A 16,968-nucleotide genomic window follows, 5' to 3' on the forward strand; every position below is an offset into this window, starting at 1 on the left:
ACTCACAGCTCCACATGTTTGCCCAGCATCCGCTTGAGCGTGTTGTTCTTCAGGAGAAAGTGATTCTTTACTGCGCCGAAAACATGCAGTGCCAGCCCGGCGAGGAACGCCGAGGCGCCAATGTCGAACAGCACATCGACCACATGCTTCAACGTGTGGTTGGCCGGCAGGATGCTCGGAATCCACCATCCGCCGGGCAGTTCGATAACCTCGCCGGCGGCGGCCCGTGAAGCCCACACCGCGATCGGCAACAGCACCATCGCCAAGGCCAGCGACACCGCCACCGAGCGGCTGATGATCACTTCGATAGGGTTCGGCGTGCCCACCGGCAGCGGATGATAGGAGGTGACCCGCGCCCAGAACCGGTAGGACGAGACGAGGAACAGGATCAGCCCCAGCAGGTTTTGTACCCTGCCAAGCTGCAGTTGCTGCGCCTCGCTATGGGCGTGGCCGATCAGCAGTTGCAGGCCGAAAATCCCCAGCAGCGTGAAAGCCACGACCCAGTGCAGGGCGACGGTGATGGGTGAAAATCTCAGGCCATTGTCTCGTAGTTGCATGGCTGACTCCTTTTGCAGAATGCGCAGATCAGGAAAGGATGGACCGCGAAGGTCCTAGTGGTTGACCGCCTGCGCGGCACCGAGCCCGGTCTGGGCGCGGATCAACTGATCATCGAAACGCTCGCGCTCGAGCACCGCACCATGGCTGCGGTCAGTGACCGAGCCCAGCCAGGTGAACAGGAACGCCACGTTCATCGAGATGATCGCCGGATAGTCATAGGGGAAGATCGCCTCGGCATTGCCCAGCACCTTGACCCACACTGCCGGCGAGAGAATGACCAGCCCCACCGCACTCACCAGCCCGGCGACTCCGCCGATCAGTGCGCCACGGGTGGTCAGCCCTTTCCAGTACATCGAGAGCACCAGGATCGGGAAGTTGACCGAGGCCGCCACACCGAAGGTCAGCGCGACCAGGAAGGCAATGTTCTGATCCTTGAACAGAATCCCCAGCACCACTGCGACGATGCCGATGCCCACCGAAGCAATGCGCGATACGCGACGCTCGTCCTTGGCCTGTGCCTTACCCTTCCTGACCACCATCACGTACAAGTCGTGGGAGATCGCCGACGTGCCGGCCATGGTCAGCCCCGACACCACCGCCAGGATCGTCGCGAACGCCACGGCGGAAATGAAGCCCAGCAGCAGGTCACCACCCACGGCTTTGGCCAGGTGCATCACCGGCATGTTGGAGCCGCCGATCAACTTGCCCGCCAGATTGCCGGACTCGTAGAAGGCCGGGTCTTGGCCGACGATCACGATGGCCGCCAGGCCCAGCACCGCCACGATCAGGTAGAAGAAGCCGATGAAACCGGTGGCGACGAACACCGATTTGCGCGCCTGTTTGGCGTCCGGCACGGTAAAGAAGCGCATGAGAATGTGCGGCAGGCCTGCGGTGCCAAACACCAGTCCCAGCGCCAACGAGATCAGCGACAACGGGTCGGCCACCAGTTTGCTCGGCAGCAGGATCCGCTCGCCATCGCGGTGCGCGGCCACGGCTTTTTCGAACAACAGGTCGAAGGAAAAACCGAATTTGCTCAGCGCCAGGAACGCCAGCAGCGTCCCCCCCACCAGCAGCAACCCGGCCTTGATGATCTGCACCCAGGTGGTCGCAACCATGCCACCGAAGGTGACGTAGACCGCCATCAACAGCCCCACGGCAATCACCGCATAGTTGTAGGGCAGGCCGAACAGCAGCTGGATCAACTGCCCTGCCCCCACCATCTGGACCACCAGATAAAAGCACACCACCGTCAGCGAACCGAAGGCCGTCATCGTGCGGATGCGGTTCTGGTCGAGGCGGAAAGAGGCGATATCGGAGATGGTGATGCGCCCCAGATTGCGGATGCGCTCGGCGAACAGGAACAACAGCAACGGCCAGGCGACAAAGAAACTGATCGAGTACAGCACGCCATCGAAGCCGTTGAAGAAGATCATGCTGGTGACTCCCAGCAACGCCGCCGCCGACATGTAGTCACCGGCCAGTGCCAGACCGTTCTGGAAGCCGCTGATACCACCGCCGGCGGTGTAGAAATCGTCCATGGATCGGGTTTTCGAGGCGGCCCAGTACGTGATGCCCAGGGTCGTCACGACGAAGACCAGGAACATGCTGATGGCGGTGATGTTGATCGGTTGTTTTTCGACGTTCTGGATGACGTCACCGGCCATGGCGCGAGCCGCGAACACGCACAGCAGGACGGGAAGGATGAGGTTCAGCAGGAGGCGTTTCATACGATGGCCCCCGCGCGGATTTCTGCGGTCAGGTCATCGAACTCACCATTGGCGCGATGGATGTAGAGCCCTGTGAACAACCAGGCCCCGACGATGAACACGGCACCTAGAGGCCAGCCGATGCTGATGATGCTGGTCGCGGAAAGTTTGGTCGCCAGCAGCTGGGGGGCGAAGGCGGCGACGAGGATAAACGTGAAGTACGGGACAAGGGTGGCCGCGGTCAGACTGGCGACGAAGGTTCGCTGCCGCGAGACCAGCTCCTTGTACCGGGGATGGTTGCGGATTCTGGCTGATTCGGTTGCATGGTTCACGTTGACTCCGTGTAGCAGTGGTAGCGTTATTGTTGTTCCACAGCCTCAGATTCAGACTCGATCCGCCACTGGCTGCGGTATCTGTGCCCCTTCAACCTATGCCCGCCACACAATCATGTAAAATGATCAATAATGATCTAATTGATCGCTTTTGGTGAATTCACTATTCGAGGATTTGCCGCGCGACTTCTCACCCAGCCGTTGATCCCCGCGCACAACACCAGCAGCGCACCGGTCATCAGGAACACGTGGTGCAAGCCGAAATGCGCACCGATCTGGCCACCGATCAGGGGCCCGATCACCTGCCCGGAGAACTGCGCCGATTGCAGATAGCCGAGGATTTTTCCAGTGTCGTGATCCTCGACGGATTGCCGGATCAGCTTGGCAATGGCCGGCAGCAGGCCGGCGATGGTCATGCCCATCAGCCCCCGCAATACCGCCAGTTGCCACCACTGCGTAACGAATGCCTGGGGCACCATGACGATGCCGGTCAACACCAGGCAACCGATGATCACGTTCCAGCTGCCGACTCGATCGGCCAGCGCACCGAGCCTGGCGGCGGTCAGGATGCTGCCCAGCGCCGAACAGGCCATCACCACCCCGGCGATCCGCGCCTGGTCATCAAAGGCAACGCCCAAGTGACCGATGTAGACCGTGATGATCGGCTCGATCGACATGTTGGCCAGCAGCACCATCATGGCCGTCATCAGCAGTGCGCCAATGATCGGCCAGCGAGAACCGGTCCCCTCGACCGGGAGCTTTTTCTCGCGTCGGACCCCGTCCGTACTGCGATCGAAATCCTCGCGAATCAGCACGATGGTGGTGATCGCCGCCACCGCGATCATCGCGCCACCCACAAAAAAAGTGCCGCGGATACCCACCAACTGCGGCAGAAATCCCCCTACCAGCGGCCCGATAAGGTTGCCGGACAACGCCCCCGTCGACAGCACCCCCAGCGCCCAACCGGCTTTTTCCCGTGGCACCTGGGAGCCGATCATCACGATCGAAGCCGAGGCATAACCGCCGATGAGCCCGGCGATCAGGCGCAGCACCACCAGATCGGTAACGTCCCGCGCCAGCCCGATCAGCGACATCACGATCGCCATGCCGATGGCCGCGCGGACCAGCATCGGTTTACGCCCGAAACGATCCGCCAACCGGCCCCAGAGTGGCGCGGTAATCGCCGTGCCAAAGAACGTTGCGCCAAACGCTACAGCCGACCACTGCACCACGTCGGCCTGCCCGGTGACACCCAGTTGTTGCACATAGAGCGGCAGGAACGGCAGCAGCATGCTCAGGCTCACCAGGGTGGTGAACGAGCCGAACACACAAACAGCCAGGTTGCGACGCCAATAGGCAAGGTTACGATCGGCGTAATTCATGAGGCCACGTGCTCCGCTGGTGAATGTCAGTCGGGCAGACCTTATCTCGCGGCAATATATCTCTGATAACGAATTATTAAGATCACAGACATCTGCATTAGAGATACCTGCGCTTATTACATGGTGTATCAACTGTAATGCCTTGCCAGCGGTTTATCTTCAAGCCGCCGCTTTTTACAGTGGCGGATGGCGTCCAAGCCCACCGAGTTCCTTCCACTCCACGAGCGAACCTTCATGCCCCACGACTTGACTCATCTTGATGCCGCGCTGGCCGCGTACCCCCGGGTGGCCCTGCTCGAAGGCCCGACCCCGATCCAGGAACTGTCCCGCTTGAGCGGCTTGCCCGAACTCAATGGCTGCCACCTCTACGTCAAACGCGACGACCTGACCGGTCTCGGCGGTGGCGGAAACAAACTGCGAAAACTGGAATTCCTGCTCGGCGAAGCCTTGGCCGAAGGTGCCGACACACTGGTGACCTGGGGCGGTTTTCAATCCAACCATGCAAGGCTGACCGCCGCGGTGGCGGCCCGTCATGGCCTGGCCTGCGAGCTGATCCTGACGCCCTCGGCCGTGCGCACTGACGATGACTTTTGCCACAACGGCAATGTGCTGCTGGATGCACTGTTTGGCGCGAAGGTCCATCGACTGGCTCGGGGTGTCTTGCCTGATGCCTATGCGGCGCAGTTGGTCGACACGCTGAAGGGCCAAGGCAAGAAGCCCTTTGTGATGCCCCTCGGCGGGTCCAGCCCCCGGGGCAGCCTGGGTTATGCCGCCTGCGCGGGCGAAATCCTGCGCCAGGCGGATGCGCTGGGCGTGCATTTCGAGCAAATCATCGTGCCCAATGGCAGCGCCGGCACGCATTCAGGGCTATTGGCCGGCATCACCCTGGCTGGCGCATCGACGCAAATCCTTGGCTACTCGGTGCTGGCGAGCGAGGAACAGGCCACGGCCACGACCCTGGAAAAAACCCGCCAGGTTCTGCGGCTGCTTGATCGGTCCACAACGCTGGCCGATCAGTCGGTTCGCTTGGATGGCAGTCAACGTGGCGATGCTTATGGCGCGCCGACTGAAGCGATGCTCGAAGCGGTGCATCTGCTGGCGTCCCGGGAAGGCTTGCTCACCGATCCCGTCTACGGCGGCAAGGCCTTTGCCGGGCTGCTCGCGGCTGTACGGCATGGTGATTATCCGGCGGGAAGTAATCTGCTGTTCGTGATGACTGGCGGCATGCCTGGGTTGTTTGCCTACCGCAGTGCCTTTGACTGAGGGTCACGCCATAGCCTTGTGGTTTCGACTTGGCGGCGAGTGCAAAATCTGTAGGAGCCAGGCTTGCCGGCGAAGAACGATAACGCGGTACAACAGATACACCGCAGCGTCTGGTTCGCCGGCAAGTCGGATCGCCGCATCGCTGGCTCCTACAGAGGATTGGGGGTATCTGCAAAAGTCAGGTCGGCCTTAAGGCCGCCTCGCTTTGGCTTTTGATCTGGGTGCCCCGTTAACCACGATGGCCGAACGCAGGCATTGCGCAGTGGGGAAACCGGCAGGACGCCGGTTTAGCCGCGCTGGGCCAGGGATGGCCCATCGCGGCGACCCACGGAGCAATGCCGGAGTGAGGGCATGCCGAGCCACAGCGAGGCACCGAGTGGTGGGGCAAAGCCTTTTGCTTACTTTTTGGCGTTTGAAAAAGTGAGTCGCTGTAAGAGCGAAACCATAAGTAGCCGTTACCGCAGGAACGGATATGTACTCAGTCAAAAAAAGATAGGTGGCCGTTACCGCAGCAATGGATATGCACACCAAAAAAAACCTCCCCAGGAAAAATCCCAGGGAGGTGATTCACCGCTACAACGCGTAATCAGCTCTTGGCCTTGCTCATCTGGGTAAACAACTCCGTAGGCACTTTCTTGCCATTGGAGGTGAACTGGTTGGTGCGGAATTTGTAGACCTCGCCTTCGGAGAGGAAACCGTCGTTGTTGGTGTCCATGGCCTTGAACTCTTCACCGCCCTTCGGGGCTACGGTCAGCAGCTCCTTGAGCGAAACGCGGCCGTCGTGGTCGGCGTCGGTACGGGCGAACGAAGCATCGCCGCACTTGCCTTCACCACACTTGCCTTCACCGGCCTTGGTCACTTTGGCGCCGGATTCTTCAGCGCCACACTTGCCTTCGCCACACTTGCCTTCACTGGTTTTTTCCGCCGAGGCCAGTTGGTAGCCCTGAGGCAGCGCGTCTGCGGCAAAGGCGTTCGAAGCGAGGTTGAGGCTGCCGGCCAGTGCAACAGCGATCAGGCCAATACGGGATTTGTTCGACATACGGGACATGGTGATTCTCCGGATACTGTGTGCGGCCGAGCCGCGAAGGTCTATGCCACAAGGGCGATAAGCCGTGGTGCGAGGCGCGGTTGCTTTCTCGCTAAGGCAGGGCTATTTGACTGCAACCGTGTATCCCGGATGTATCCGGTTGCCGGGGCATTTGTAAGCCAGTCTGCGTACGACGGGTCTGGATACACAGCGATACACAGGCGCAGGTCTTCCCGCCACAGGAGCGGCCATGTACGATCGGCAGCGGGCCAATGCTGCCCGCCGCTCGCTCCCGATGGGAAAGGTGAAAGCATCGCTTCCTCAAACGAACCCTGTCGTATCTCTTGACGGTCGAGGTTTGGCAACGCGGGCACCAAGGCATCTCGGCTACAGGAGCAACGATGTTTTCAATCGAGCAAGCCAAGCAAATGGCCAAACAGTTGCGCGCCTCGCTGGAGGAACGCAATCAGGGCCTGTCTCACTCCACCGCGCTGGAACTGGTCGCGCAGCAATTGGGCTACAAGGACTGGAACACGGCATCGGCGATGCTTTCCCCGGCAGCCCCCCAGCCCACGCCCACGGTGACCTTCGACAAGCCCATTCCCATATTGCGGATGTTCGACGAAGCCAAGGCCCGTGAGTTCTATCTCGATTTCCTCGGCTTTCGCGTCGAATTCGAGCACCGGTTCGAAGCCGACCTGCCGCTGTACCTGGGCATCAGCCGCGACGGCCTGCAACTGCACCTTTCCGAACACCATGGCGATGCCAGCCCGGGTTCGACAGTGTTTGTCCCGATGAACAATATCGAATTGCTTCGCGATGAGTTACTGGCCAAGCGCTACGGCTATGGACGCCCGGATATTGTCCAGCAGGGCTGGGGGCAAATCCTGGAAGTCTACGATCCGTTCGGCAACCGGATCCGCTTCTGCCAGGGCTGATCGACACAGTCCTGTCACCTGCAAGGCTGGCCTTCTAACCGCCCTGCCTTGCAGTTTTCGGATAGCGCAAACCGCCCGATCCGAGCATCATCGCCGCCCCCGCTTATGGCCGTTCACCCCCGACTAGCATGCCCTGCGTCAAATCCGGTCCGTCAAAACCGTCTCTATACTCAGCCAGAACCACCTGAACGGAGGATACCCATGCGCTACGCCTTCACATTGAAAAATGGTGCCATGGCCCTTTTCGATCCAGATACCGCCCTGCTTACCATCACCACAACCCATGGAGAAGTTCAAAGCACTACGATAGGTAGAGCCGAATCGCGTCTACTGGACCTGCTGCTCATGGAGCCCGGCCAGACCAAAAGTCGCGAGGAGATCATCGACTACACCTGGAATGACCGCGTCGTTGCCTCCGGTAGTTTGAACCAGGCCGTTTTCTCCCTTAGAAACCTGCTCAACGACAGTCGTGATCACGAAATAGTGATGACGGTTCCACGCAGAGGCTATTGCTTCAACCGTCTCTATGTAATGGATGCGCATTCAGACTTGCCGACGCCTTCAGATGAAGCCATGCCTGTGCCTGCCATTGAAGCGCCGGCGCCACAGGGCAATGATGATCTGCCGGTACCAGCAGTAAAAACCAGAACATCAACTTTTATTACAAAAGCCCAGTTGATCGGCTACGTGGTGACTTTGGGCGTATGTGCCTTCACCGGTTTCCACTCTGGCTTCGACACAACAAAAATAGAAGTTTCCAGCGCAAAACATCATGAACTGGCCATCCATGCGGTAGGCCAAAGCGTGGCAGAGGCCGAAGCACTGAGGGATCTTTCGGTTACGCAGGCTCAACAGCTTCCAGCCAATTTAAAAGGCGATGTCTGGCTGAACCTGTTTAAAACAAACTACTCGATTTCGTGTATTCGCTCGGACCAAAGTACTGCAAACCTGCAATTGAACAGCGAACAAAAAGACCTTGCACTGATGATCCGGCAATGTCTGGAAGCCACCCTATGAAGTCAATGACCTCTGCAACCGCGCACTGGGTTGTGCTTGCAATCATCAATGCCGCCTGTGTCTTTTCCTTGATGTATGCGCCCTCTCACTACATGGAAAATATCAGTTATCAAACCATTACCCGACAATGGCTGGAGGACTCGAATCAACTCAACACTGAAGAGTACCTGACCATCGGGCACGGTCGATTGACCCAAACCACCCTGGAAAGCCTGAACGGTAAAATCCGTAACGCGACCATTTCGGCGCAGGTAATCCGGGAAAGCAATCATCATGTGCAGATAAAGATCAATAACGTCAAACTAAGCCAGGACAACGAATTATTCGCCATTGAAAAAACGCCGGACCTTTTTTTCAGACGTCAGTTCGTTCTACAGGAAGGCACCATCCTGAACTATGAATTACTCCCTACCGCCGACAAGAACAGCGTATGTTTTTATGTGCATGACATTGGCCGTTTGCGCTGCATGAATCACTGAGACCTCCTCATCAAATCACGCCACAATAAAAATAATAATTACTGATTTGAATCAAACACCCCTCGCCCATCAAGATCCCGCCTTTATAGTGTTCGCGAGCCGTCAAATCAATGATGACCAAGATCCTGGCAGTTCTGTTTCTAGCCGCCATACCCTTCCATTCAATGGCGCACAATGAATACGCCATCGGCAGCACGGAAATCGAGTTCTACGAAATAGAAATGAGTCCAAACGAAAACATCAAATTGAAACACCTGAAAATATATTCCGAGAATGAGCGCAATGAAGGTGAAGGGGCGCTTGATAACGCACTGCCTCCCCCACCACGAAACAACGAGAGCGACGAGCTTACGCTGACGCCCGTTTGAAAATATGGATTATTGACTTCAACAAGCCTCGTGAGCACAGGACTATCCGAAGGCCACGCCGTGACAGTGATGCGGCTGACACACTGCACGGCCTGAAAAATCATCAACAAGGAAAGCACCTCAATGCTGCTTAAAAAACTCGCAAGCGTATCCTTTGGTGTATTGCTTTCACTCAAGGCCTGGGCCGATGACAAGGCATTTTACAGCGCCGACCTGACGCACATTGAAAGCAACGAAAACAAGCTGATCGAAGAACAATCCAGTTACAAGATTTGCACCGATTATCGCGTGGATGATTTTTTCGCCTTTGATGCCGCAGCCCTCGGCCCGGCAAACCAGACAGCCATCTTTGGCTCGAAAATAGCGCCGTGCAAACTGCAGAGCCTGGTGGAGTTGACCGCGAGCGACACGTACGTCTTTGCCGCGACCCTGGAGCTCATGCGGGAGTCATCAACGTGATGAGCCTCGCCCCCGCAAAGCACGAAGCCAGCTTTCGCCAGCAAAAACTCATTGATGGTTGCAGGCGCCCATGCAGTCGACTGCAGTTTGATTCAGCCGTCACGCTGATCGGCTCTGTTCCTCATGGCTGCATAACATTGGCGATCTCCCGAACGACTGTCGGTCGACCCACTGTCAACAACCATCAATTGCGACCTAACGAAATCATCGTACTGTCTGGCGGCGAGTCCGTGCACTACACCTGCGAGCCGAATGAAACTCTTTTTACCCTGACCACGACGTTAGAACATTACGCACAATGCGTGGAAAACCATTCATTGATCGACGTACTTGCATATCGACAGGTGCACCACTTCCAGGTGGCCAATTTCAAACTGGTGCAATCTGCGATTGACGTCTTCAACGCTCATTTGATCGACATCAATGAGCCTGATTTGAAACAACGTGACCCCCATGAACAATCAGCCGCTGACGGTGAATTGCTGGTTGCCCTGTTACGGGCCCTGACACCTATTGGACGCTGCGCGCAAAAGCCCCCGACAAGAAGGAAGATCGCGACAGAGGCCATTGAGTACATTCATCAAAACACCAACAGGCCACTGAACATGAAGGTGCTGGTAAAACAACTGAAAACCACCACGCGCAGCTTGCATCATGGTTTCGTTGAAACATTCGGGACTTCGCCGATCGCCTACATCAGAAACCTCAGGCTCGCCCATGTCCGCCGAGACTTGATCCGCAACACCTGGCCGACGGTCACTGAAACCGCAATGTATTGGAATTTTCATCATCTGAGCCGGTTCTCCAAGGCGTATCAGGAAGCTTATGGTGAGACACCCTCGGAAACGGCCAGACGCAAAAGTTCCAAACTGGCAGCGGCAAACAAATAACAATCAATGACTTCCAGTTCACTCGCGCATTGCCCAGGATTATTTATGTCTACCCAAGGGGAAAAGCATGCGCTATCGATTTAATACGCTGCCACTCAAACAGAAAATCATACTGTGCCTTGCCGCCTACCTATTGGGTGTCGCATTAGCCTGGATGATTAACGCCTATTAACGCCCTACACCTGATAACCAACAACCTGTACAAGGATCCACCTCCCATGTTACTTCGAAACCTTGGCTTCGTTTCGCTGCTTTCGCTGCTGTCTTTTCAGGCGCTCGCCGATGACAAGGGTTTATACCTTGGCGCTGGCGTCAGTAACATTGAAACCGACAAAACCCATTTGAACGATGAAGACAACAGTTATAAGGTTTTTGCAGGTTATCGTCTCAACAGCTACCTGGCCTTTGAAGGCGCCTTCGTGGATCTCGGCCAGTTCAAGGACAAGAATCTGGACTTCGATGGTAAATCAGTCCAGGCCAGCGCCCATCTCGGTATTCCGCTGGGAGAGCGCGTGCGAATCTTCGGCAGTGTCGGTGCCCATGCCTGGGATGCAGACGGCAATGCCGCCGATGATGATACGGGCGTCAACCTGACCTACGGTGCCGGCGTTGAAGTTGATGTATTTCGCAACATCGGAGTCCGCGCGGAATATGAAGTACTGGAAGTCGGCAACATCAACCTGAATCAAACAACGGCCTCTGCTTTTATTCTGTTCTGACACCCACTTCAATTGAGCGGCGATGCCGGTCGTAGCGGCCCAGGGCAATCTTGATGCCTACCAGCATGGGCGCGGCCACGACAAACAACAGGGCTACGGTGAAAAACGCTGAGTCGAAGGCGATCACCGTAGCCTGACCCGACACCGCCTTGCCCAGCAGGCTGGTCGCGCCCCGGGCGGCGGCCAGTTGATCCATGCCCTTGCCCGCCAGCATCGCCGTGCTGGAGATCAGCCGTTCGATCAGCGCACTTCCCCCAGGGGTGACGTTGGCGCCGAGTACGGACGCATTGCTGACGATGTGGTGCTCGATCAGGGTCTGCAGCCCGGCGACGCCCATCAAGCCCCCTAATTGCCTCCCCGTATTGAACAGGCCAATGCCCGCGGCAAGGTTGCGGCTGTTGAGGTTGCTGAACGCGATCAGGGTGATCGACAGGAACAGCAAGCCCAGGCCCAGGCCGCGTAGCAGGATGGCCGCCATCATGTCATCACTGCCGCTTTCGCTGGTGGAACCGGACAGCATCCACATCGCCGTCATGATCAGCAGGATGCCAAAGGGCACAGTCGCAACCGGTGGAACGCGTGCGAATTTGAAGGCAATGGCCGCGATCAGCAGCGAGCCGACAAACAAACCGCCGCTGGGCAACAGCAGCAGGCCGGCATCGGTCGGCGTGAACGCGAGCACCGACAGGGCGAACGCCGGGATCAGGTACGCGCTGCCGAACAACGCGGCACCGGCGACGAAACTGACGAAAAAGGCAAAGGTGAAATCGCTGGACCTGAACACCGTGAAATCGAACAGACCCCGGCCTTTGGCCAACGCTTGGCGGCCGAGAAAGGCCAGCAGCGCAGCGCTGCCGATGGCCGTCAACCACTGGATGCGCGGTTCCTCGAACCAGTCCCAACGGCTACCCTGGCTGAGCACGTAGGTGAAACAGAACAGGGTCACGGAGATCAGGCACAAGCCTGGCCAGTCAAAGCCCGGTTGGCGCACTTTGGCGGGCATGGGGTGGTCGGCGATGAGCAACAGACCGCTCGCCGCCAAAGCCAGCGGCACCACGCTGAAGAAAATCCAGGTCCAGGACTGGCTGTCGATCATCCACCCTTGCAGCGCCGGTGCGAGGGTGCCGGGCGCGACCACGGCGCCCATGGCGAACAGCGCTTGCAGGATCGGCTGCAGCGAACGCGGATAAGCGCGGAAAATGATCGCCTGCCCCGCCACCAACAGGGCTCCCCCGGCGAACCCTTGAATGAGGCGCAGCGCGATCAGCAGCTCCAGCCGAGCCGTGAACGCAGCCATGCAACACGCCAGGCCCATGGCCAGGGTGGCGCCGATGAGCACGTGACGGGCAGAAAACCGTTGCATCAGCCAAGGCGCAGTCATGAACCCGATCAGCTTGAGCGCAATGTAGCCAACATCCAGCCAGGCGAATTCGTCAGGCGTGGCATAGGTGTCGCCAATCATATCGCTGCGCCCGAGCGCCAGCACCGTGCCGGCGATCGCCTCCGTCAGCGCGGCCAGCACGATGCCCAGCATGAGCAGGACGCCGGTGGGGGTCCTGCTGTTCAAAGTGGCCTTGACGAAGGTGTTCATGAGCCTTCCCCTTGCGCCACCTCCACCCGCGCGGACAGGCCCGGCACGATGCGCCCCGGCAGCGGATTGTCGGCCAGGCGGATCTTCACCGGAACCCGTTGCACGACGCGTACGAAGTTGCCGGTGGCGTTGTCCGGCGGCAGCAAGCTGAACGCCGCGCCACTGCCCGGTGCAAAGCTGTCGACCACGCCGTCCAGTGCCGCGTCGGGGTAACCATCGACCGTGATGCGCACGCGCTGGCCGGGGCGGATATGTTCGAGCTGGGTTTCCTTGAAGTTCGCCACGACCCACACATCGTTGACCGGCACGATATCGAGCAGGGAAACCCCCGGCGTCACGAAGCGGCCGAGACGGATCTGCCGGTTGCCGACCACGCCATCCACGGGCGCCCGCACCACGGTGTGCTCAAGGTCGATCCGGGCAAGCTCGCGTGCGGCCTCCGCCTGGGTCACGGCCGCCACGGCCGCCTCTCTTTGCGCGACAAACACGGCGATGTTTTGCTGCTGCGCCTCGACCGTAGCCGCTGCGGCCGATACCGATGCCGCGGCCCTGGATTGCGCGGTGCCGGTTTCATCGACCAGTGCCTGGCTGACCGCGTTGCTGACGATCAGTTTGCGGCTGCGCTCGTGGGTCTTGGTGGCCAGGCTCATGTCGGCGCTGGCCGAACGGCGCTGGGCCTCGGCCTGGCGGATCAGCGCCCGTTGCAGCTGAATCTGTGCGTCGACATGGCTCAGGCGCGCCTGGGCGGCGCTGACATTGGCCACCGCTTGCGCGAGTTTGGCGCGATAGTCGCGGTCATCGATGCGAAACAGCACGTCACCGGCGCGCACGGTCTGGTTGTCCCCGACCTCCAGCGCCGTGACGTAGCCGGCCACCTTGACGGCCAGCGAGGTGACGTCGCCACGGACATAGGCGTTGTCGGTCGAGGTCACGCCGCTGGAAAATGCCATGACGCCCCAGGCCGCCACGACCACCACGGCCCCGACACACAGCAAGATTCCGAGGGCCTTGCGCTTGCTACGCCGCGTCACGACGACAGGGGTCGCGGCACTTGCGCCGGCGGCAATGGCGGGCTTGTCCTGGAGGGCGTTCATTTTTTTATTTCCTGTGTAATGCCTGGAACTGCGCCAGCCACGGGGCGGCAGCGGTGTGCCGCCCGGCTGTCGAGGATGCCTGAGCGGGTGACCGACTCACTTTTCAAGGGGTGTCACCAGGGGCGTTTTATCGGTGTCGAGGACGAACACCGCCAACAGGCGCGCAGGTTCGGTGCTGCTGGCGTTGGCGCTGACTTCGTGCACGGAGCCCGGCTCCTCTACGAAGTTTTCGCCGACCTTGTAGATCTTTTCCGGCTGGCCTTTGATTTTGATGCGAAACGCACCTTCCAGAACCGTTGCATAGATGAAGGCGGTTTGCGGGTGGGTGTGGGCCGGCGAGGCGGCGCCCGGCCCGTACTCGACGACCACGCCCTTCATGCTCTTGCCAGGGATGTTGGGAATGGGCCGGTCGAACACCACCGTCACCTTGCCGGCGGGTGGCTCGGCGGCCGACACGGCGCTGACCGTCAGCGCTGCGAAAACCGCGGCCAATACAAATCGGCTAAACATGGCATTGCTCCTTCGTGATTGGGAATGGGGTCGCGCGCACCGTTAGCGGTTCGTCGACTGGGCGAGCCAGTCTTCGAAGCGGATCGCGCCCAGGCGTGCGTCCTTGCCGGCGGTCAGCGATCGATCGTCGAGCACCGAGCCGAAATAGCGCGCGTTGACGTCCGGCACGACCTTGCGGTGGTCCTGGGTTGCCTGCATGAAGCGCCTGGCCAGGTCGTCGGTCGGCATGGCCTCGGGTCCTGCGACTTCGACCGTGCCATTGACCGGCGCTGCCAGCACCACATCGGCCAGCGCCGCCACCACGTCGTCGGAGGCGATGGGCTGGATCAGCGCCGGCGAAACGCGAATCTCCTCGCCGACGGCGAACGACTGGACGATGCCGCCGACGAATTCGAAGAACTGCGTGGCGCGCAGCAGGGTGTAGGGAATGCCGGAGGCCTTGATGAGGTTTTCCTGGGCGACCTTGGCCCGGAAGTAGCCGTTCTCCGGCAGGCGTTCAGTGCCGACGATCGACAGGGCCACGTGATGGCGAACCCCGGCCGCGGCTTCGGCGGCCAGCAGGTTGCGGCTCGAGGTTTCGAAGAAATCCAGCACGGCCTGGTCTTCCCAGGACGGCGCGTTCGCGACGTCGACCACCACATCGGCGCCATCCATCGCTTCGGCCAGGCCTTCGCGGGTGACGCTGTTCACTCCCGTGCTCGGGCTGGCGGCGAGCGCCTCATGGCCGCGCTCGCCAAGGGTTTTCACAAGCTTCGATCCGATGAGGCCGGAGCCTCCGATGACGACGATCTTCATGGCTTTTCTCCACTTGTCGACTGCAGCGATTGCGTCGGTGTAGGGAGAGATTGCCTGCGCGCGTGAGGCAAGTCCTTGGGCCGGGCTTGGGTTTGCCTTGGCGCAAGCGTTGATTTACGTCCAAAGCCGCTGTTGCTCGTCCAGCCGCCCTTGCTGTGAACGGTGCAGCAGCTTGCGAGCTACCGTATGATCGGCATCACGTACTAATCGCCAGTCGCCTGGGACACGGAGTCGGGGCGCTTCGCCAGGGGATTCATCTTGCCATTCGCGTTCGAAGACTACGTGCTCGATCAGGAGCGTCGGGAGCTGACCTTGCGCGGGCAGGTGGTGGCCGTCGGCCCCCAGGTCTTCGATCTGTTGCTGCTGTTCGTCAGCCATCCCGAGCGCGTGGTCAGCAAGGACGACTTGCTCGAGGCAGTGTGGAGCGGCCGGATCGTCTCGGAATCGACGATCACCAGCCACATCAATGCAGTGCGCAAGGCCATCGGTGACAGCGGCGAAGAACAGCGCCTGGTGCGCACGGTCGCCCGCAAGGGTTACCGTTTCGTCGGGCAGGTCAGGGTCGACCCTGGCGACCAGGCGCGGCCGCCTGACACCGAGCAACCCGCTGTCCTGAAGCCTGCGCCAGCCCTTGTCCTGCCGGACAAACCCTCGATCACTGTCCTGCCCTTCCACAACCTGAGCGGCGATCCCGCGCAGGAATACTTCGCCGACGGCGTGGTGGAGGACATCATCGCTGCGCTGTCGCGGATCCGCTGGCTGTTCGTCATCGCGCGCAATTCGAGCTTCACCTACAAGGGCCAGGCGGTGGATGCCATGGGTGTCGGCCAGGCACTGGGCGTGCGCTACGTGCTCGAAGGCAGCGTGCGCAAATCGGCGAACAAGGTGCGCATCACCGGGCAACTCATTGACGCCACGAGCGGCGCGCATATCTGGGCGGAGCGATTCGAAGGCCTGCTCGACAATATCTTCGAGCTGCAGGACCAGATCGCCGAAAGCGTCGTCGGGGCCATCGCGCCGCAACTGGAACGGGCAGAGATCGAACGCGCCAAACGCAAGCCGACGGAAAGCCTGGACGCCTACGACTACTACCTGCGCGCCATGGCCAAGCTGCACAGCGGCAGCCGGGAAGCCATCGCGCAGGCGCTACCGATGTTCTACACGGCCATCGAACTCGATGCGGAATTTGCTTCGGCCTACGGCATGGCTGCCTGGTGCCACTTCTGGCGCAAACTCAACGGCTGGATGGGCGATCGCCCGGCCGAGATCGCCGAGGGCATACGGCTGGCGCGCCTGGCGATATCGCTCGGGCGCGATGATGCCGTCGCGTTGACCCGGGGCGGACATGCACTGAGCCACCTGGCCGGCGAAGTCGACGCTGGCATTGCGTTGCTCGACAGGGCGCGCCTGCTCAATCCCAATCTCGCCCCCGCCTGGTACCTAGGCGGCATCCTGCGCGCACTGCACGGCGAAACCGATGCCGCGATCAAGGACTTGAACCACGCCCTTCGATTGAGTCCGCTGGACCCGGAAATGTTCAGGATGCAGGTCGGCATGGCGCTGGCGCACTTCTTTGCCGGGCACTTCGATGCGGCCGCAGACTGGGCGGAAAAAGCCCTGGGCAACTTGCCCAGCCTGCTACCCTCGGCAGTCCTGGTGGCGGCCAGTCATGCCCTGGGCGGACGCATGGACAAGGCGCAACTGGCGATGCAACGCCTGCACGAACTCGACCCCTCGTTGCGCGTCTCCAACCTCAAGAACTGGCTGCCAATCCAGCGGCCCGAAGATTTCGCCCGGCTCGCCGATGGCCTGCGGCTGGCCGGGTTGCCGGAGTAACCGA

18 protein-coding genes are annotated in these 16,968 nt (G+C 60.0%); 9 read left to right on the forward strand and 9 right to left on the reverse strand.

The window, feature by feature from the left end; all coding sequences use genetic code 11:
* Positions 1 to 2: 2 nt before the first annotated feature.
* The 4 genes from OH720_RS19460 to OH720_RS19475 all read right to left on the reverse strand — a co-directional run bounded on the left by OH720_RS19460 (position 3) and on the right by OH720_RS19475 (position 3,978).
* Complete coding sequence (locus OH720_RS19460) at positions 3 to 557, reverse strand: cytochrome b (RefSeq protein WP_272602514.1); 555 nt, start codon at positions 555 to 557, stop codon at positions 3 to 5.
* A 54-nt stretch (positions 558 to 611) separates the two neighbouring features.
* On the reverse strand, positions 612 to 2,285 hold the full coding sequence (locus OH720_RS19465) for a cation acetate symporter (RefSeq protein ID WP_272602515.1): 1,674 nt from the start codon (positions 2,283 to 2,285) through the stop codon (positions 612 to 614).
* Positions 2,282 to 2,596: a DUF485 domain-containing protein gene (locus tag OH720_RS19470; RefSeq protein WP_008055468.1), complete on the reverse strand. Its 315-nt coding sequence runs from the start codon at positions 2,594 to 2,596 to the stop codon at positions 2,282 to 2,284. Before OH720_RS19470 ends, OH720_RS19465 begins: the two co-directional genes overlap by 4 nt.
* Positions 2,597 to 2,733: 137 nt before the next feature.
* Complete coding sequence (locus OH720_RS19475; protein WP_272602516.1) at positions 2,734 to 3,978, reverse strand: MFS transporter; 1,245 nt, start codon at positions 3,976 to 3,978, stop codon at positions 2,734 to 2,736.
* Between the two features lie 234 nt (positions 3,979 to 4,212).
* On the opposite strand from OH720_RS19475, the gene OH720_RS19480 reads away from it, so the two are divergent.
* Entirely contained in the window at positions 4,213 to 5,241 is a 1,029-nt protein-coding gene (locus OH720_RS19480) for a D-cysteine desulfhydrase family protein (RefSeq protein WP_272602517.1), read from the forward strand.
* 586 nt (positions 5,242 to 5,827) lie between these two features.
* On the opposite strand, the gene OH720_RS19485 is transcribed toward OH720_RS19480, so the two are convergent.
* Positions 5,828 to 6,289 carry an HvfA family oxazolone/thioamide-modified RiPP metallophore gene (locus OH720_RS19485; RefSeq protein WP_272602518.1) on the reverse strand — a complete coding sequence of 154 codons (462 nt, stop codon included), beginning with the start codon at positions 6,287 to 6,289 and terminating at the stop codon, positions 5,828 to 5,830.
* Positions 6,290 to 6,669: 380 nt separating this feature from the next.
* On the opposite strand from OH720_RS19485, the gene OH720_RS19490 reads away from it, so the two are divergent.
* From OH720_RS19490 to OH720_RS19520, 7 genes are all read left to right on the forward strand, one after another.
* Positions 6,670 to 7,206 (forward strand): glyoxalase superfamily protein, encoded by a 537-nt coding sequence (locus tag OH720_RS19490; RefSeq protein ID WP_272602519.1) that lies wholly within the window; start codon positions 6,670 to 6,672, stop codon positions 7,204 to 7,206.
* Positions 7,207 to 7,407: 201 nt separating this feature from the next.
* Complete coding sequence (locus tag OH720_RS19495) at positions 7,408 to 8,223, forward strand: winged helix-turn-helix domain-containing protein (RefSeq protein WP_272602520.1); 816 nt, start codon at positions 7,408 to 7,410, stop codon at positions 8,221 to 8,223.
* A complete protein-coding gene (locus tag OH720_RS19500; RefSeq protein WP_272602521.1) occupies positions 8,220 to 8,702 on the forward strand; it encodes a hypothetical protein in 483 nt (160 codons plus the stop codon). The genes OH720_RS19495 and OH720_RS19500 overlap by 4 nt, the downstream gene beginning before the upstream one ends.
* A gap of 110 nt (positions 8,703 to 8,812) precedes the next feature.
* A complete protein-coding gene (locus OH720_RS19505) occupies positions 8,813 to 9,070 on the forward strand; it encodes a hypothetical protein (protein WP_272602522.1) in 258 nt (85 codons plus the stop codon).
* A 123-nt stretch (positions 9,071 to 9,193) separates the two neighbouring features.
* Positions 9,194 to 9,529 carry a hypothetical protein gene (locus OH720_RS19510; RefSeq protein ID WP_272602523.1) on the forward strand — a complete coding sequence of 112 codons (336 nt, stop codon included), beginning with the start codon at positions 9,194 to 9,196 and terminating at the stop codon, positions 9,527 to 9,529.
* Entirely contained in the window at positions 9,529 to 10,419 is an 891-nt protein-coding gene (locus OH720_RS19515) for an AraC family transcriptional regulator (protein WP_272602524.1), read from the forward strand. The genes OH720_RS19510 and OH720_RS19515 overlap by 1 nt, the downstream gene beginning before the upstream one ends.
* Positions 10,420 to 10,637: 218 nt before the next feature.
* Positions 10,638 to 11,138: an outer membrane beta-barrel protein gene (locus OH720_RS19520; RefSeq protein ID WP_272602525.1), complete on the forward strand. Its 501-nt coding sequence runs from the start codon at positions 10,638 to 10,640 to the stop codon at positions 11,136 to 11,138.
* On the opposite strand, the gene OH720_RS19525 is transcribed toward OH720_RS19520, so the two are convergent.
* From OH720_RS19525 to OH720_RS19540, 4 genes are all read right to left on the reverse strand, one after another.
* On the reverse strand, positions 11,125 to 12,729 hold the full coding sequence (locus OH720_RS19525; protein ID WP_272602526.1) for a DHA2 family efflux MFS transporter permease subunit: 1,605 nt from the start codon (positions 12,727 to 12,729) through the stop codon (positions 11,125 to 11,127). The genes OH720_RS19520 and OH720_RS19525 overlap by 14 nt on opposite strands.
* Positions 12,726 to 13,823 carry an HlyD family secretion protein gene (locus tag OH720_RS19530; RefSeq protein ID WP_272602527.1) on the reverse strand — a complete coding sequence of 366 codons (1,098 nt, stop codon included), beginning with the start codon at positions 13,821 to 13,823 and terminating at the stop codon, positions 12,726 to 12,728. Before OH720_RS19530 ends, OH720_RS19525 begins: the two co-directional genes overlap by 4 nt.
* A 96-nt stretch (positions 13,824 to 13,919) precedes the next feature.
* Positions 13,920 to 14,333: a cupin domain-containing protein gene (locus OH720_RS19535; RefSeq protein WP_272602528.1), complete on the reverse strand. Its 414-nt coding sequence runs from the start codon at positions 14,331 to 14,333 to the stop codon at positions 13,920 to 13,922.
* 42 nt (positions 14,334 to 14,375) lie between these two features.
* Positions 14,376 to 15,128, reverse strand: a complete 753-nt coding sequence (locus OH720_RS19540; RefSeq protein ID WP_272602529.1) for an SDR family oxidoreductase — start codon at positions 15,126 to 15,128, stop codon at positions 14,376 to 14,378.
* Positions 15,129 to 15,386: 258 nt separating this feature from the next.
* On the opposite strand from OH720_RS19540, the gene OH720_RS19545 reads away from it, so the two are divergent.
* A complete protein-coding gene (locus tag OH720_RS19545; protein WP_272602530.1) occupies positions 15,387 to 16,964 on the forward strand; it encodes a winged helix-turn-helix domain-containing tetratricopeptide repeat protein in 1,578 nt (525 codons plus the stop codon).
* Positions 16,965 to 16,968 lie beyond the last annotated feature (4 nt).

The organism is Pseudomonas sp. WJP1 (assembly GCF_028471945.1).
GTDB lineage: Bacteria > Pseudomonadota > Gammaproteobacteria > Pseudomonadales > Pseudomonadaceae > Aquipseudomonas.

Coding starts and splice junctions, on each gene's coding strand:
- OH720_RS19460 (WP_272602514.1), bottom strand. CDS start 557: ATGCAACTACGAGACAATGGCCTGAGATTTTCACCCATCACCGTCGCC.
- OH720_RS19465 (WP_272602515.1), bottom strand. CDS start 2,285: ATGAAACGCCTCCTGCTGAACCTCATCCTTCCCGTCCTGCTGTGCGTG.
- OH720_RS19475 (WP_272602516.1), bottom strand. CDS start 3,978: ATGAATTACGCCGATCGTAACCTTGCCTATTGGCGTCGCAACCTGGCT.
- OH720_RS19480 (WP_272602517.1), top strand. CDS start 4,213: ATGCCCCACGACTTGACTCATCTTGATGCCGCGCTGGCCGCGTACCCC.
- OH720_RS19485 (WP_272602518.1), bottom strand. CDS start 6,289: ATGTCCCGTATGTCGAACAAATCCCGTATTGGCCTGATCGCTGTTGCA.
- OH720_RS19490 (WP_272602519.1), top strand. CDS start 6,670: ATGTTTTCAATCGAGCAAGCCAAGCAAATGGCCAAACAGTTGCGCGCC.
- OH720_RS19495 (WP_272602520.1), top strand. CDS start 7,408: ATGCGCTACGCCTTCACATTGAAAAATGGTGCCATGGCCCTTTTCGAT.
- OH720_RS19500 (WP_272602521.1), top strand. CDS start 8,220: ATGAAGTCAATGACCTCTGCAACCGCGCACTGGGTTGTGCTTGCAATC.
- OH720_RS19505 (WP_272602522.1), top strand. CDS start 8,813: ATGATGACCAAGATCCTGGCAGTTCTGTTTCTAGCCGCCATACCCTTC.
- OH720_RS19510 (WP_272602523.1), top strand. CDS start 9,194: ATGCTGCTTAAAAAACTCGCAAGCGTATCCTTTGGTGTATTGCTTTCA.
- OH720_RS19515 (WP_272602524.1), top strand. CDS start 9,529: ATGAGCCTCGCCCCCGCAAAGCACGAAGCCAGCTTTCGCCAGCAAAAA.
- OH720_RS19520 (WP_272602525.1), top strand. CDS start 10,638: ATGTTACTTCGAAACCTTGGCTTCGTTTCGCTGCTTTCGCTGCTGTCT.
- OH720_RS19525 (WP_272602526.1), bottom strand. CDS start 12,729: ATGAACACCTTCGTCAAGGCCACTTTGAACAGCAGGACCCCCACCGGC.
- OH720_RS19530 (WP_272602527.1), bottom strand. CDS start 13,823: ATGAACGCCCTCCAGGACAAGCCCGCCATTGCCGCCGGCGCAAGTGCC.
- OH720_RS19535 (WP_272602528.1), bottom strand. CDS start 14,333: ATGTTTAGCCGATTTGTATTGGCCGCGGTTTTCGCAGCGCTGACGGTC.
- OH720_RS19540 (WP_272602529.1), bottom strand. CDS start 15,128: ATGAAGATCGTCGTCATCGGAGGCTCCGGCCTCATCGGATCGAAGCTT.